Origin of the sequence: Tolumonas lignilytica, assembly GCF_000527035.1 — a bacterium.
Taxonomy (GTDB): Bacteria; Pseudomonadota; Gammaproteobacteria; order Enterobacterales; family Aeromonadaceae; genus Tolumonas; species Tolumonas lignilytica.
The window spans coordinates 2,775,358-2,789,329 of the sequence record NZ_AZUK01000001.1; the positions used below are offsets into that span (position 1 = coordinate 2,775,358).

Genomic DNA, 13,972 nt, shown 5'->3' on the forward strand with positions numbered 1-13,972 from the left:
CGTGTGCGAATTACTGGGCATGAGTGCGAATGTTCCCACCGATATCTGTTTTAGTTTCACTGGGCTGGTTCAGCGCGGTGGTAAAACAGGGCCTCATGTTGATGGTTGGGGGATTACGTTTTACGAAGGGAAGGGCTGTCGTACTTTTAAAGATCCCGTAGCTTGTGCCCAGTCGCAAATTGCTAAACTGGTTCAGGAATACCCTATCAAAAGTTGTGCGGTCGTGAGTCATATCCGACAGGCCAACCGAGGCAGTGTGGCATTAGAGAACACTCATCCATTTACCCGCGAGCTGTGGGGGCGTTATTGGACTTTTGCCCACAATGGTCAGCTTACCGCCTATGAATCTTTGGATACTGGGCGGTTCGAGCCAGTGGGTCAGACGGACAGTGAAAAGTCATTTTGCTGGTTGTTAAACCAGTTAGAGAAGACCTTTCCTTTGTTTCCTCAAGCTCCAGAAGAACTATTTCGCTATCTGGGCAAGTTATGTCACCAGCTGATGGATCTTGGTGTGTTTAATATGTTGCTTTCCGATGGCGAATATTTAGTGACTTATTGCACAACGCATCTTCATTCCATTACACGTCGTGCACCATTTGGTCAGGCTAAATTGATTGATGATGATGTCACCATTGATTTTCAGCAAGAAACAACTCCCAACGATGTTGTCTCTGTCATCGCGACGCAACCACTAACCAATAATGAGCGGTGGCTAAAAATGAAGCGGGGAGAACTCAATGTTTTCCAGCTTGGTGAAAAAATTCTCACGATCGAAACAGAAATAAATCAGGGAGCATAGCTCCCTGATTTATTAGTCTACTTGTTCAACTTCATCATCACTGGCATATCCAGTAACAGAGAGGCATTCACCATCCAACCAGGCTTTGCCTTCTTTCATCATCAACCGTTTCTGACAGAACCAGTTGATCACTAATGGATAGATTTGGTGTTCCTGTACATGGACACGCTGAGCCAGATCTTCGGCTGTATCTTCAGCAAAAACAGGAACTTTGGCCTGCAGGATCACCGGCCCTCCATCGAGCTCTTCCGTCACAAAGTGCACACTGGCACCATGTTCGGCATCGCCCGCATCCAATGCTCGCTGATGAGTATGCAAGCCTTGGTGTTTGGGGAGTAAAGATGGATGGATGTTGAGCATCCGCCCGGCATAGTGATTGACAAATGCCGGTGTCAGAATTCGCATGAACCCAGCCATGACAATCAAATCCGGTTGATGACGGTCAATTTCTGCCATCAGCGCAGCATCATAGGCAGCCCGATCAGGGTGATCCTGATGAGATATTACTGCAGTCGGAATGTCAGCCGCTTGCGCACGTTGTAATCCATAAGCATCAGACCGATTACTGATGACAGCAGAAACGCGACCTGCGATTTTGCCTGCCTTGCAGGCGTCAATCACCGCCTGCAAGTTGCTACCAGTTCCAGAAATCAGAACAACCAGATTCATTAGTTGATTTCTACCTGTTTTTCACCAGCAGCGGCAGTTTCAATGCGACCGATCAGCCATGCATTTTCACCTTCAGCTTTCAGCAGCGCCAGCGCTGCATCCACCTGTGCTTGAGGCAGAGCGATGATCATGCCGACACCACAGTTGAAGGTACGGTACATTTCATAAGTTTCAACGTTACCGCTCTTTTGCAGCCAGTTGAACACTTCCGGCCACTGCCAGCTAGAACCGTCGATCACTGCTTTAGTGTTTTCAGGCAGTACGCGAGGAATGTTTTCCCAGAAACCACCACCAGTGATGTGAGACAGTGCGTGAATTTCACACTCTTTCAATAGCTTCAGTACTGGCTTAACGTAGATACGTGTTGGGGCCAGCAGCGCATTTGCCAGCGTAGTATCACCCAGTGGTTGTTGTACGTCAGCTTTACTGACTTCCAGAATCTTACGGATCAAAGAGAAACCGTTAGAATGTGGGCCAGAAGACGCCAGTGCAATCAGCGCATCACCAGCGGCCACTTTGCTGCCATCAATGATTTCAGAAGCTTCAACTACGCCGACGCAGAAACCGGCCATATCGTAGTCTTCACCTTCGTACATGCCTGGCATTTCTGCCGTTTCACCACCGACCAGTGCACAGTTGGATTGTTCACAACCTGCACCAATACCAGTCACCACTGCCGCCGCGGTGTCTACATCCAATTTGCCAGTTGCGTAGTAATCCAGGAAGAACAGTGGTTCTGCACCCTGAACGATCAGGTCGTTCACACACATTGCAACCAGATCGATACCAACGGTATCGTGTTTTTTCAGATCGATCGCCAGACGTAATTTGGTACCCACACCATCAGTGCCGGAAACCAGAATCGGTTCACGGTAACCAGCCGGAATACGGCACAGAGCGCCAAAGCCGCCCAGTCCGCCCATTACTTCTGGACGACGAGTGCGTTTGGCAACGCCTTTGATACGTTCAACCAGGGCATTACCTGCATCGATATCAACGCCAGCGTCCTTGTAGCTCAGTGAAGTCTTGTCAGTCACGATAGATCCTTGTCGTAATCGCTGTTAAGGGGGAGATTAAACAGTCTCTATTCTAGCAGTGACGAACGCAGAGAAAAAGAAAACCTGTGATTTGCAGCAGAAAACATTCATTTTCCCTGTATCCGGATGATAAGATCTTTTCGGAATAATGAATTTATGGAGGTCAGAATGAAAGTCGTCGAGGTGAAACACCCGCTGGTGAAACATAAACTGGGTTTGATGCGTGAAGCAGATATCAGTACCAAGCGGTTTCGTGAGTTAGCCAAAGAAGTTGGCAGCTTATTAACCTATGAAGCGACCTCTGATTTTGAAACTGAAAAAGTAACCATTGATGGTTGGAATGGTCCGGTTGAAGTGGACCAGATCAAAGGGAAAAAAGTCACTGTTGTCCCAATTTTACGCGCTGGTCTGGGTATGATGGATGGTGTTCTGGAACATATGCCGAGCGCCCGCGTCAGTGTCGTTGGTATTTACCGCGACGAAGAAACTCTTAAGCCGGTTCCCTATTTCCAGAAAATTGTCAGCAATATTGATGAGCGTCTGGCATTGATCGTTGATCCTATGCTGGCGACGGGCGGTTCCATGATTGCAACCATTGACCTGCTGAAGAAAAAAGGCTGTAAGCAGATCAAAGTGATTGTGCTGGTGGCGGCACCTGAAGGGCTGTCAGCGCTGCAGGCGGCCCATGATGATGTCGAGGTTTACTGCGCATCTATCGATCGGGGCTTAAATGAAAAAGGCTATATCATTCCTGGTCTGGGGGATGCGGGTGATAAAATCTTCGGTACCAAATAAAGACTGTGGCTAACCGTTGCTGGCGTCTGTTGTTACTGTATAGTTTTTTGTCTTGTCTGGGATGGTGTATACCATCTCAGGCCATGTCTGAACGTGTTCTTTGCTGGCTGGTAAATTATTCGTCCGGAACGAGTATTGTTTCTGATGATAAATCCACTAATTGGCCACATATCTTTAATTTTCAAGGCTCGGTCAGTTATCAATTCCTGTTTCCCATCATGGATTTAGATGAAGCAACACAAATCCAGCCTGTCATCATTGAAAATGCGTTCATGTCACCGTTATTGCGTGTGAGCCGTCGTTACGATGCTGATAAATTATTGCTGGGGCAATTGCACATGATAAAAGGTGAATGGACACTTGACTGGCAATTACATGATGCAAAAACAGATGGTGTTGAGCTGATTCGTGGCGAAGCTGCTGGGATGCCGAATCAGGTAGCTGCACAAGTCGTTTCAGCGTTGGAATCTTATATGCAGGATCGCCATTCGGTTTCGGTGGAAAATAAAGATCAACAGCGTCAACCGGGATTCGTAATAGCTGATACGATACCCCCCATGCTCAAGATTCCTTCTCCTTTCTAGTGATATTAACGGGCCGCATCATGTTGCAATCGACTCAACTTTCTTTGGCTGTTCAACTTCCTGATGATGAAACATTTGCCAGTTTTTATCCTGGCAGCAATGCGCAATTGATTACGACATTGAAAAATGCGGCTATCGGCGAAGGGGTTCCCTTGATCTATTTCTGGGGATGCAGAGGGTCAGGCCGCTCTCATTTGTTACATGCAACCTGTGCCGAAATTAATGGCAACGGTGAGTCGGCAGTCTATATTCCCTTGGATCGCCATGATCAATACTCACCGGACATTCTGGAAGGAATGGATCGCATGCCGCTGTTGTGCCTAGATAATCTGGATGCGGTTGCGGGAAATCAGTTGTGGGAAGAGTCATTGTTCAACTTGTTTAACCGCTGGAAGGAAACCAGTCGTGGTTCTCTGATCATGTCTGCCAGTACAGCGCCTCGTAAGTTGGGTTTATGTCTACCCGATTTGGCTTCCCGATTGGATTGGGGGGTCTCATTTCAGTTACGGGAATTGGATGATGAGGGCAAATTGGGAGCGTTGCAGTTGCGGGCCGCACTGCGGGGATTCAAACTTCCGGTTGATGTCGGACGTTTTTTATTAAATCGCCTATCACGTGACATGCGAATGTTATTGCAGACCTTGGATACGTTGGACACGGCTTCTTTGCATGCCCAACGTAAACTGACTATTCCATTTATTAAGGAAGTATTGGAACTTTAACGTTTCAGACTGTCATCCACTTTTTTCTGTTCTTCCAGTTCGGCAATGCGCGCATCAATTCTGGCCTGACTCAGGCTATCTGCCGTATTGGCTCTGGCCATATGCAGTTGATCCGTGGCTTGATCGATCTGACCTCTGAGTGCCAAATATTCGGCCTGGGCCTGATGGTATCCAGCCTGATTGGCTGATTGCTGATAGGCATCGGCCAATAACTGCCATGCAACCGAAGATTCAGGATTATTCCGGGTATATTGATCTAGCAGATGAATGGCGGCATCAGTCTGATTCGCTTTTAAATAAACATTGGCAAGATTCATGATAATGACAGGATTTTCCTGCATCGTCTGATACCGTTGTTCCAGGCGGGAAATTGCTGCTGCATATTGCTGTGCTGCAATCTGTTGATCAGTCAGTGAATCTTGGAAAAAAAGGTTATCTGGCTTTTGCTTGGCTAACATAGACAGGATCTCTCCTGCCTCTGCTATACGGTTTGATTGCATGAGAGCCAATGCTTTTCCATACTGAGCGGCCAACCAACGCGAGGAGTTGGGGTCATTTTTCTGAAGATTTTGCTCGAAATAAGCCAGTGAGCTTTCAGGGTTTTGATCAGCGTACATCGCCTGGATCCGAGCTTTTGCCAGATAGAAATCCAGACTGGAGTCATGGGGACGAATTTTGTAGCTGGCGGCCCGATTTCTTGCTTCTGCAATCCGGTTTTCTGTAATTGGATGCGTCAGCAACATCTCCGGAACTTTAGAAGAATAACGACTTTCTGACGCGAGTTTTTGGAAAAAAGTCATCATTCCATTGGGATCAAAACCGGCGTTGGCGAGTAACGCCATGCCTATCCTGTCTGCTTCATATTCGTTTTCGCGGGTGAAGTTAATCGAGTTTTGTATGGTCAATCCCATAGTTGTATTAATGGCGGCCACCCCTGCGGTTGGATTAATCATGGCCAAAGCGATGGAACCCACGAGACCTGCAATAGATAAAGGGGTGCTTTTGGCCTGATCTTCCATGAAGCGTGCAATATGTCGCTGTGTCACATGGCTGATTTCATGAGCCAAAACACCAGCCAGTTCACTCTCCGTTTCGGCATATAAAAATAGGCCACTGTGAACTTTAACTCGTCCGCCAAGGAAAGCCGCAGCGTTGATCGAGTTATCTTTTATCAGGAAAAAAGTGAATGGAAAACGCACATTATTGGCCTGACTCACCAGTTTCAGACCAAGATCATTGATATATTCATTGAGCACCGGGTCGTCGATCATAGGCAGACTGGCGCGCGCAAAACGCATAAATGCTTTACCGTATAATACTTCCTGTTCCACCGATAAGGCGGAGACTCCCGCGGTGCCAATATCGGGTAATTGAGATTCAGCTTGAGCCAGTGATAAAAAAATAAAGTAACAAGCCGTACCCAGACATAACAGGGATTTTTTTAGATAGCGATTAAGCACAACATTCCCCTTTCTTTGATAATTATCTGTTTTGACATGCCAAAAATGTATCGTAAGCGATTACACTAGGCATTGTACGATGAATTCAACGGGATCGGCAGAATGTTAGACGTATTATTAAACTGGTATCGGCGACGATTTTCAGATCCGAATGCGGTGACACTTTTTTGGTTGCTGGTAGGCAGTTTTACCGTCATTTATTTTTATGGTGGTATTTTGGCGCCGGTATTGGCGGCCTTAGTGATTGCGTATTTACTGGAGTGGTTTGTCCAACGCCTGATGCACATGGGGTTAGGACGACGGCTGGCTTCAACATTGGTGGTCTTACTGTTTATTGGATTAATGCTATTGATTGGGTTTGGCATTCTTCCGACCGTTTTTCGCCAAGGTATGACATTGGTCAAAGACGTGCCGAATATGCTTTCCCATGCGGCCGATTATCTGAAAAAACTACCGCAAATGTATCCGGGGCTGGTGGATGCTTCACTGGTCGATAGCATATCTGGCCTGATCCAAGATCGACTATTAACCGGCAGCGGTATATTGGTCTCGTTCTCTTTCGCTTCGTTGATGAATCTGGCTGTCGTTCTGGTGTATATGGTGCTGGTTCCTCTGCTGATCTTTTTTATGCTGAAGGATAAAGACAGCCTGCTGGTTATGACCAAACGCTTTTTACCCTATAACCGTCAATTGGTTAATCAGGTATGGAAGGAGATGAACACGCAAATTGCCAACTATATTCGCGGAAAAGTGATTCATATCCTGATTGTCAGTGCCGTTAATTTTATTGTCTTTGCCGTAATGGGCATCAACTTTGCCTTGTTGTTGGGGATTTCTGTAGGCATTTCAGTCCTGATCCCATACATCGGTGCTGTCGCTGTCACGATCCCGGTGACTGTGGTGGCGTTGTTTCAATGGGGAATTTCACCAGATTTTGCGTACCTGATGCTGGCCTATGCGATCGTGCAAACCTTGGATGCAAATTTACTGACTCCGTTACTGTTCTCCGAAACCATGAATTTACATCCGATTGCTATCATTTTAGCGGTATTGGTTTTTGGCGGTATCTGGGGGTTCTGGGGTGTATTTTTTGCGATCCCTTTGGCGACACTGGTTAAAGCGGTGGTGAATTCGTGGCCGGGAAGTACGCGGCAAGACCCTATGATCGGATCATATTAATAAAAAGGGCCATGATTTCATGGCCCTTTCACTTTTACGGGGTTTATTAATACAAGAGGCTATAAAGCTTTTTACGATATTGCGAAACTAAGGGATCGGCACCCATGGTGGCCAAAATATCCTGATAAGTTTTTCTGGCTTCACCAAAACCCAGATCCTTACTTAAGATGGCAAATAACAAATCCAGTGCTTCTTGCTTGCGCCCGGCCTGGCTATATTGGATCGCCAAATCCTGCTGTAGCTGTTTGTTGGTTGGATCAGCGGCCAACTGAGTTTCCAACGAACGGATTTCAGGGCTGTCTGCTGCCTGTTGTGCTAAATCCAGCGCTGATTTTACCTGTTGATAGGCCGAATCCTGATAAACATTAGGAATGGCATTCAATAATGTTTCGGCTTCATCTAGGCGTGCTGATTTAATACAGGCATCGGCTAGTGCAACCTGAATTTCATAACGCTGAGGCGCCAACTGTCGTGCCTTTTGCAAAACGGCATAAGCTGAACCTGCGTCACCGTTATGCAGTAAATCTAACCCTTCGGCCAGTAAAACATCATCTTCCTTTGGCAGATATTTGGTGAGCAGATTTTCTATCGCCGTTGGCTCTTGTGGCCCCATCAATGCATCGGCAGGCTGACCATTTTTAAAAATAACAACGGCAGGTAAAGCTTGTAATCCCAGTTGGATCGCCAATGATTGTAACTGGGGATCAGCAACATCCACTTTCGCCAAGGTGATTGACGGATTAGCAGGACCAATCAATTGTTCTAATTGTTGTCCCATAGGCCGACATTCAGGTAATTGATCCGCATAAAAGAAGACAGCTACCGTTTTTTGCCGTGAGGCTTCCAGTAACTCGGTATGAAAATTTTGTGGTGTGATGGTAACAATCATAGTGAATTCGGCTTCAGACAAAGGTGAGATATATATGGTGGTTGTATAGGCTGAATTTCAAGTTGTTCATTAACAATATAGTAAGTGACAGCAGTGGGAGAACCCTGAGTGCAGATGGTGCATTGTAATTGAGAAACCGGTCTGCCGGACTCTAAATAGTAGGTGTTGTTATCGAGAATATGTTGTTGGGTCAGTAGGTTTAATTTGTTCAAACCTGCATTCAAACCGGTACCATTTGCTTTTAACACGGCCTCTTTCTGAGTCCAGAAAGAGGAGAATGCGGTCACCAGTTTCGACTCCGACAGTTCTTTTAGATACAGATATTCTTCCTGATGGAAAAAGCGTTTGGCGATCGCTAACCATGAACGGTTTGTGCTGGTGTCACTATATTCAATATCTACTCCAACAGGAGCTGTTGATATCGCAATCGCCAGCCAATTTTTGCTATGGCTGAGATTAAATTCCAGCCTGTATTCATCGCCTAGTCGTGGTTTTCCATGAAGCTGAAGCGAAAACTGGATGGATTCGGGGGGGAGAGAAAGGCAATGACCTAGTAAATAGCGGAGCAGGAGTCGGGACTGTCGATAAAATCGAGCCTGTTCAGGATCTGTGATGCTATTTAAACGAGACAGTTCTGTTGCCGATAACCAGATTGAAGGGAGGTTAATGATCTCCACATCCATATTGAAAAACAAAACAGCGCTCCCGGATAGAGAGCGCCATTCATTTGGCAATACTAACTGGCTATGGCGCATATTTAAAGCGAGTCAGTTCATTCATGACCTGCAGCAAGACCGCCATATTAGGGCTGGCATCATCCAGCATCTGGTAACCTTTTCTGGTGTACACACTGAAGTCACCCTGACGGTTAAATTCGGTAATCGTACGGGGTTCGTAGATCACATAATTTTCTCTGTTGCCAAGGAGCAGCCAGTCATGCAGTTGGTTGCCGAATAAGTTATAACCGCTGCTGTATGTTTTATCATCATTATCTGCACCTAATACATCATGTAATAATGTAGGTACGAGATCATAATGAGTACTCAATTTGTCCCAGCGATGGGCTGTTTTACCTGGCCAATAAACAATAAAGGGCACATGCATTTGGTAGGTCGAGTAATTACTCCCTGAGCCCCAGCTGTTGGTATTGGTTTCATTAAATTCCAAACCATGATCTGCCGTAATAATGACTACCGTTTTTTCTAATGACTGTTGAGCTTGCAGTGAAGTCACGATTTGTTTTAATTGTTCATCACTGTAGTGCACGGCATTTTTATAACGGTTGATAAATTTATCGTGGTTTTCAGGCGTGAATGCAGCGAATGGATTTCCATCTTCCAATGCTGGTTGGAACGGGCCTGAATACCCCGTCGGCAGAGCCAAAGTCGCCGGCATATTGATATTGATATAACTAAACCAAGGACGGCCATTGACCTGCTTTGAAAGCCAGTTTTGCCAACTGGTTAATGTCTGAATGTCGTTGCTGGGTGATAGATCGTTTTTACGGCGACTGATCTGTCTTACGCCATGAAACACGTCTTTTTTATAGATATCTAAGTTCAGGCCATAGGTAGAGAACGCGCTTAACAGATAGTCTTGCCGCTGTAATTCATCGATTAGTAACGGCGTCACACCTTCTGCTTCAACGTTGCTCCGGTATGATTCCGGCAAGCCATAAAGCAAGCTGAATATGCTGCCGTCATGGCTATTGTCACCCGCAATATGTTGTGTGAATTGCTGGTTTTTCGTTGCAAAGTCACTGAGAAAGGGCATGACGTCCGGTTGCAACATGTCTGCTCTTAATCCGCTGACAACCACCAACAGAACGTTCAACTTATTTTCTGATTCGGTAACTTGCAGGGGTTGTAACGGGTAATGCAACCGTTGTTTACCATGTTCCAACTCAGCCATTTTGGCTGCCTGAGATTGATATTGTTCCAGATCTAACCAGCCATGCTTTGACAGAAACGAACGCGCGGTCATTGGATAAGAAAGCGGGAAATTAGAACGTTGAGAGATAATCGGCTCGTAGAGTTTGGCATCCGCAATAATATAAGTCAGATGAGTCAGAAAAAAGCAGGCCACAAACAGACCACTGATAATCGTTCCCCAGGCTCTTTTCCGACGACGTAATTGCATTCGCCAGGCGTAATTAGAAATAACCAATTCCAATAAGAACAGAACCGGAATGACAATAAACAAGAAATTCCAGTTTAATTTCGATTTTGATTCGGCTTCTTTAAGCAATAAATCCCAGACAGTCGGCGTGATATGAAACTTAAAGACATGATAAATCTGCGTGTCGACGAGCAGTATCGACAACACTATAACTGCGATCACAACTGAGCAATTTCTCATGATTTTCTGATTAGGGATCAGAAAACTGAGAGGGAATAGCGTCAGTAAATAGGTGATGAACCCTACAAATGAGAAATGTCCCAACCAGCTTAAAACAAGATAACCGACTCCCAGTTGGGTTTCTGGCCATGGGTTAGCCAGAATGTAGCGACTGGAAATAAATAATGCCAGGAGGATATTAAAAAAGGTGAACCAATGTCCCCAACTAATAAGACGAGAGATTTGATCTCGTTGGAATGCAGCCGGTTGTGGTCGCAGGATAGCCATATTACTGAATAACCTTTTTGGTATCGGTAATAGATTGTTGTAAAGCACGGGCAAACGAGTTTGCTACATCAGCACGCAGTGCTTCCGGCACGTGTTTATTGATGATATGCGTGGCCAGATTCCCCAACGCCAGCAGACCGAGATCAACAGAGGCATTGTGTGATTGCAGAACAGACTGAAGTTCTTGCATTAAAGATTCAATTTGTTCAGTGCTGTATTTAGAAAGGATCGGCATGAAATATGTCTCGTATTGCGGTTGTCAGTTTATGAACGCTATATAATACGCTACCTTCGACTTTTTCACTACGATACAACCACTGCTATGAGTCTGATTATTGAACATCTTATTATCCATTCGTTGCGTCAGGGCGATAACGGCGTCTTGCAAGCCGACACTCGCTCGCAGGAATTGAAAGCAACGACCGAAGTCCAGGAGTGGATTGAACAACTGCATCGTATCTATCAGCAGAAAGGGAATAAATCCTATGCCTGCTTTTTAGCGGATACCGAACAGCCGGAAAATCCGTCGCCATTCCCTCAATTGTTTCAGCAGTACTTAGACAAGAATTTGACCTTTGTCGATTTTACTCACCAATCTACCACGGTATTACTCGCCCAGTTGAATCACTATCAGTATCCGGATGAGGGGGTGCTGATTTTCTGTAAATACCAGTTTGTGGGGGTGGACTATATTCTGCTGGGTTTATTGGATTGTGAAACCAGTGTCACCCTGACTGAACAGTTGGAATTGTCACAGATCAAGTACATTGATCTCAGCAAAATGCAGTTGGTGGCACGTATTGATATCACTGAATTTCAAACTAATGCAGATTCCCGTCGTTATATCTCGTTTATTAAAGGTCGGATTGGCCGTAAGGTCTCTGATTTCTTTATGGACTTTTTGGGCGCTGCCGAGGGCGTCGATGTCAAGTTGCAGAATCAGTTGTTGATTCAGGCTGTGAATGAATATTGCCAGCAAGTGGAGATGCCTGCTGAGGAAAAAACGGCCACGAAGAAGCAAATTGTGGATTACTACAAAGGGCAAAGCGAAGAGGGTGCGGATATCGCAGTTAAATCGGTGGCTGAATATCTACCGAAGCAAAGTGATGGGGCCGATTTTTACTCTTTCGTCAGTGATACTTATGATCTGGATGAAGAATTTCCGGTGGCAACAACGGCACTGCGTAAATTGACCAAATTTGTTGGTTCCGGTGGCGGACTGAATATCAGTTTTGATGAGAAGCTACTGGGGGAACGGATTGCCTATGATGCAAATACCGATACCTTAACTATTAAAGGCACACCGCCTAACTTGAAAGATCAATTATTGCGGATGCTGAAAGCACAACAGTGATGATTATGGCCACTGCCAGCAGCTCGATGGTGTAATTAAGGCTGGTAGTGGAATATCCCACATTTCAGTCGGGATCTGGTCAACTTGCTGGCAATCATGCGCTAATCCCACAGGGAATGGACGACCTGTTTGTTGCCAGTTTTCCAGTGTGCGATCATAAAAACCGCCCCCCATGCCTAAACGATTCCCATCAGCATCAAATGCAACCAGTGGTGTGAAGATGATGTCTATTTCATGTTTCGGGACAATATGGTGGGTATTCATTTCCGGCTCCGGTATTCGGAAACGGTTTAACAGCATATTGGTTTCGGGGGTGTAAGATAAAAACAGCAAATGCCCTTCATGGAAGGGATGCAAAACGGGTAAGCAGACTTTAATGCTGTTTTGCCAGCACCACTCGATCAGCGGTTGGGTGTCCAGTTCGCCATCACATGCAAGATATAGAGAAATGCAGCGAGCCTGATGTTTCTCAAGAAAAGGGACAACCTGCAGAAGCAAATCATGGGCTGCCTGTTGTTGCATCTGTGCACTGAGTTCCCGGCGGCGGGTCCGGATTGTTGTGCGGAGAAAATCGCGATCGATAAGTGTCATAAGAGGTGAGATCCCGGGGTGCCGTTGCAGGCTTTGGTCCTTGAACCCGAGAGTTCAAGGCGGAAATCTGACTGCCAATCTCAGGCTTCCCGGTCGGGCCGGGCATGCACACTGACTAGCGAGCGACTTCCTGGCAAAAAAATTATCGGCTCAGGGACATAAGCCCACTGACGAACACCCCAGGAAAAATTTTCTTTTAGTTACAATCATCTGCCGACAACTTGCTTTGTTCTTTCAGGGCTTCCTGAATAACATCGTTCAGTTGTCTGATGCGTTGTTCCATACTTTCAGAGTATTGTTGAATGCGATTTTTTTCAAGTAATAATTCGTGACTCAGGTTCAAAGCTACCATAATTGCTAGCTGTTCGTTGCTGCTGCCCCGGGCCCGAATACGTAATTCACTTATTGCATCGTTTAGTTTTTGTGCTGCTTGCCGTAACAACAGATATTGATCTGGCTGACAAGAGACCCGGTACGCACGCCCCAGCACATTAATTTCTACGGATTCCAAAGACTCTGCCATGTCGATAATTCGTTCTGTGCCAGTTTCAGGCGGTAAATAACGGGCGACTATATAACTGCGATCTGTAAGTTGCAAGCGTTCTCACTGGTGACGGAGGGCCGTGAATGTTAGGATCAGTCATCCGACATCGTCTCTTTGGCGATTACACACTCTCGATGGTTTATTGTATGAATAATAATGTTTTTCATGAATATGCACAGGCTGAAGCTTTGCTGGAGCAAAATGAAGTGATGGCTTCACCTGCAGAATTACATGGCATTCTTTGCGGCCTGTTGTGTGGTGGTGTGCAGGCAACAACTAAGCAATGGCTGACGGAATTTAATGCACTGGTCAATGATGGTTTGCCAATGCCTGCTGCGGTACGTGGCTGGTTGGAACAATTGTTTGTCTTAACTCAGTCAGCATTGACGCAACAATCAGGTTTGGAATTGTTATTACCTGACGAAGATGGCCCACTGGATGAACGTTTACAAGCTATCAGCGAATGGGTACAGGCGTTTTTGGCTGGCTTTGCTGTTATGCAGCAAGATCTGAATCGCGCTTCTGATGAGTTGCAGGAGATGATTGGCGATTTTAGCAATATCACTCAGCTTGATGATGAGTTTGAAGAAGACGAAGAAAATGAAGCGTCCTATTTTGTTCTTTATGAACACGTCAAGTTAGGAGCAATGCTGGCTTTTGAAGAGTTTGGTCAATTTTTATCGCAGGCTGAAAAACGTCCGACTTTGCATTGATTGGATTTATC

16 protein-coding genes and 1 other RNA gene are annotated in these 13,972 nt (G+C 45.8%); 7 read left to right on the forward strand and 10 right to left on the reverse strand.

The window, feature by feature from the left end:
* The first annotated feature begins 1 nt into the window (after position 1).
* The gene (locus H027_RS0112910; RefSeq protein ID WP_024872874.1) at positions 2-799 is read left to right on the forward strand and encodes a class II glutamine amidotransferase; all 798 of its coding nucleotides are present in this window, start codon (positions 2-4) and stop codon (positions 797-799) included.
* A gap of 12 nt (positions 800-811) precedes the next feature.
* Here the strand turns inward: H027_RS0112910 and purN are convergent, their stop codons facing one another.
* Positions 812-1,468: a phosphoribosylglycinamide formyltransferase gene (purN, locus tag H027_RS0112915; protein WP_024872875.1), complete on the reverse strand. Its 657-nt coding sequence runs from the start codon at positions 1,466-1,468 to the stop codon at positions 812-814.
* Positions 1,468-2,505, reverse strand: a complete 1,038-nt coding sequence (gene purM, locus H027_RS0112920; RefSeq protein WP_024872876.1) for a phosphoribosylformylglycinamidine cyclo-ligase — start codon at positions 2,503-2,505, stop codon at positions 1,468-1,470. Before purM ends, purN begins: the two co-directional genes overlap by 1 nt.
* A 168-nt stretch (positions 2,506-2,673) precedes the next feature.
* Here purM and upp point away from each other — a divergent pair, with 168 nt between their 5' ends.
* The 3 genes from upp (at position 2,674) to hda (ending at position 4,606) form a co-directional block, all read left to right on the forward strand.
* Positions 2,674-3,300: a uracil phosphoribosyltransferase gene (gene upp / locus H027_RS0112925; RefSeq protein ID WP_024872877.1), complete on the forward strand. Its 627-nt coding sequence runs from the start codon at positions 2,674-2,676 to the stop codon at positions 3,298-3,300.
* An 83-nt stretch (positions 3,301-3,383) separates the two neighbouring features.
* On the forward strand, positions 3,384-3,884 hold the full coding sequence (locus tag H027_RS0112930) for a DUF2066 domain-containing protein (protein WP_024872878.1): 501 nt from the start codon (positions 3,384-3,386) through the stop codon (positions 3,882-3,884).
* A 20-nt stretch (positions 3,885-3,904) separates the two neighbouring features.
* On the forward strand, positions 3,905-4,606 hold the full coding sequence (gene hda / locus H027_RS0112935; protein WP_024872879.1) for a DnaA inactivator Hda: 702 nt from the start codon (positions 3,905-3,907) through the stop codon (positions 4,604-4,606).
* Here hda and bepA read toward each other — a convergent pair.
* Positions 4,603-6,066, reverse strand: a complete 1,464-nt coding sequence (gene bepA / locus H027_RS0112940) for a beta-barrel assembly-enhancing protease (protein WP_420804645.1) — start codon at positions 6,064-6,066, stop codon at positions 4,603-4,605. The genes hda and bepA overlap by 4 nt on opposite strands.
* 102 nt (positions 6,067-6,168) lie before the next feature.
* Here bepA and H027_RS0112945 point away from each other — a divergent pair, with 102 nt between their 5' ends.
* Positions 6,169-7,245, forward strand: a complete 1,077-nt coding sequence (locus H027_RS0112945) for an AI-2E family transporter (RefSeq protein ID WP_024872881.1) — start codon at positions 6,169-6,171, stop codon at positions 7,243-7,245.
* A 46-nt stretch (positions 7,246-7,291) separates the two neighbouring features.
* Here the strand turns inward: H027_RS0112945 and H027_RS0112950 are convergent, their stop codons facing one another.
* The 4 genes from H027_RS0112950 to H027_RS0112965 are packed head-to-tail and all read right to left on the reverse strand — an operon-like array spanning position 7,292 to position 10,994.
* Complete coding sequence (locus H027_RS0112950; protein ID WP_024872882.1) at positions 7,292-8,134, reverse strand: tetratricopeptide repeat protein; 843 nt, start codon at positions 8,132-8,134, stop codon at positions 7,292-7,294.
* A complete protein-coding gene (locus tag H027_RS18440; protein ID WP_161632458.1) occupies positions 8,131-8,829 on the reverse strand; it encodes a 4'-phosphopantetheinyl transferase family protein in 699 nt (232 codons plus the stop codon). The genes H027_RS0112950 and H027_RS18440 overlap by 4 nt, the downstream gene beginning before the upstream one ends.
* 49 nt (positions 8,830-8,878) lie before the next feature.
* Positions 8,879-10,759, reverse strand: coding sequence for a DUF3413 domain-containing protein (locus tag H027_RS0112960; RefSeq protein WP_024872884.1), 1,881 nt, complete (start codon positions 10,757-10,759; stop codon positions 8,879-8,881).
* A 1-nt stretch (position 10,760) separates the two neighbouring features.
* Positions 10,761-10,994: a DUF1414 domain-containing protein gene (locus H027_RS0112965; protein ID WP_024872885.1), complete on the reverse strand. Its 234-nt coding sequence runs from the start codon at positions 10,992-10,994 to the stop codon at positions 10,761-10,763.
* Between the two features lie 87 nt (positions 10,995-11,081).
* On the opposite strand from H027_RS0112965, the gene yejK reads away from it, so the two are divergent.
* Positions 11,082-12,113 (forward strand): nucleoid-associated protein YejK, encoded by a 1,032-nt coding sequence (gene yejK, locus H027_RS0112970; RefSeq protein ID WP_024872886.1) that lies wholly within the window; start codon positions 11,082-11,084, stop codon positions 12,111-12,113.
* 3 nt (positions 12,114-12,116) lie between these two features.
* On the opposite strand, the gene H027_RS0112975 is transcribed toward yejK, so the two are convergent.
* From H027_RS0112975 to zapA, 3 genes are all read right to left on the reverse strand, one after another.
* On the reverse strand, positions 12,117-12,704 hold the full coding sequence (locus H027_RS0112975; protein ID WP_024872887.1) for a 5-formyltetrahydrofolate cyclo-ligase: 588 nt from the start codon (positions 12,702-12,704) through the stop codon (positions 12,117-12,119).
* Positions 12,705-12,710: 6 nt separating this feature from the next.
* A non-coding RNA gene (gene ssrS / locus H027_RS18710) (6S RNA) lies at positions 12,711-12,893 on the reverse strand.
* A 7-nt stretch (positions 12,894-12,900) separates the two neighbouring features.
* The gene (gene zapA / locus H027_RS0112980) at positions 12,901-13,227 is read right to left on the reverse strand and encodes a cell division protein ZapA (protein WP_038149829.1); all 327 of its coding nucleotides are present in this window, start codon (positions 13,225-13,227) and stop codon (positions 12,901-12,903) included.
* Between the two features lie 104 nt (positions 13,228-13,331).
* Between zapA and H027_RS0112985 the strand changes: the two genes are divergently transcribed.
* Positions 13,332-13,961: a UPF0149 family protein gene (locus tag H027_RS0112985; RefSeq protein WP_237657953.1), complete on the forward strand. Its 630-nt coding sequence runs from the start codon at positions 13,332-13,334 to the stop codon at positions 13,959-13,961.
* Positions 13,962-13,972 lie beyond the last annotated feature (11 nt).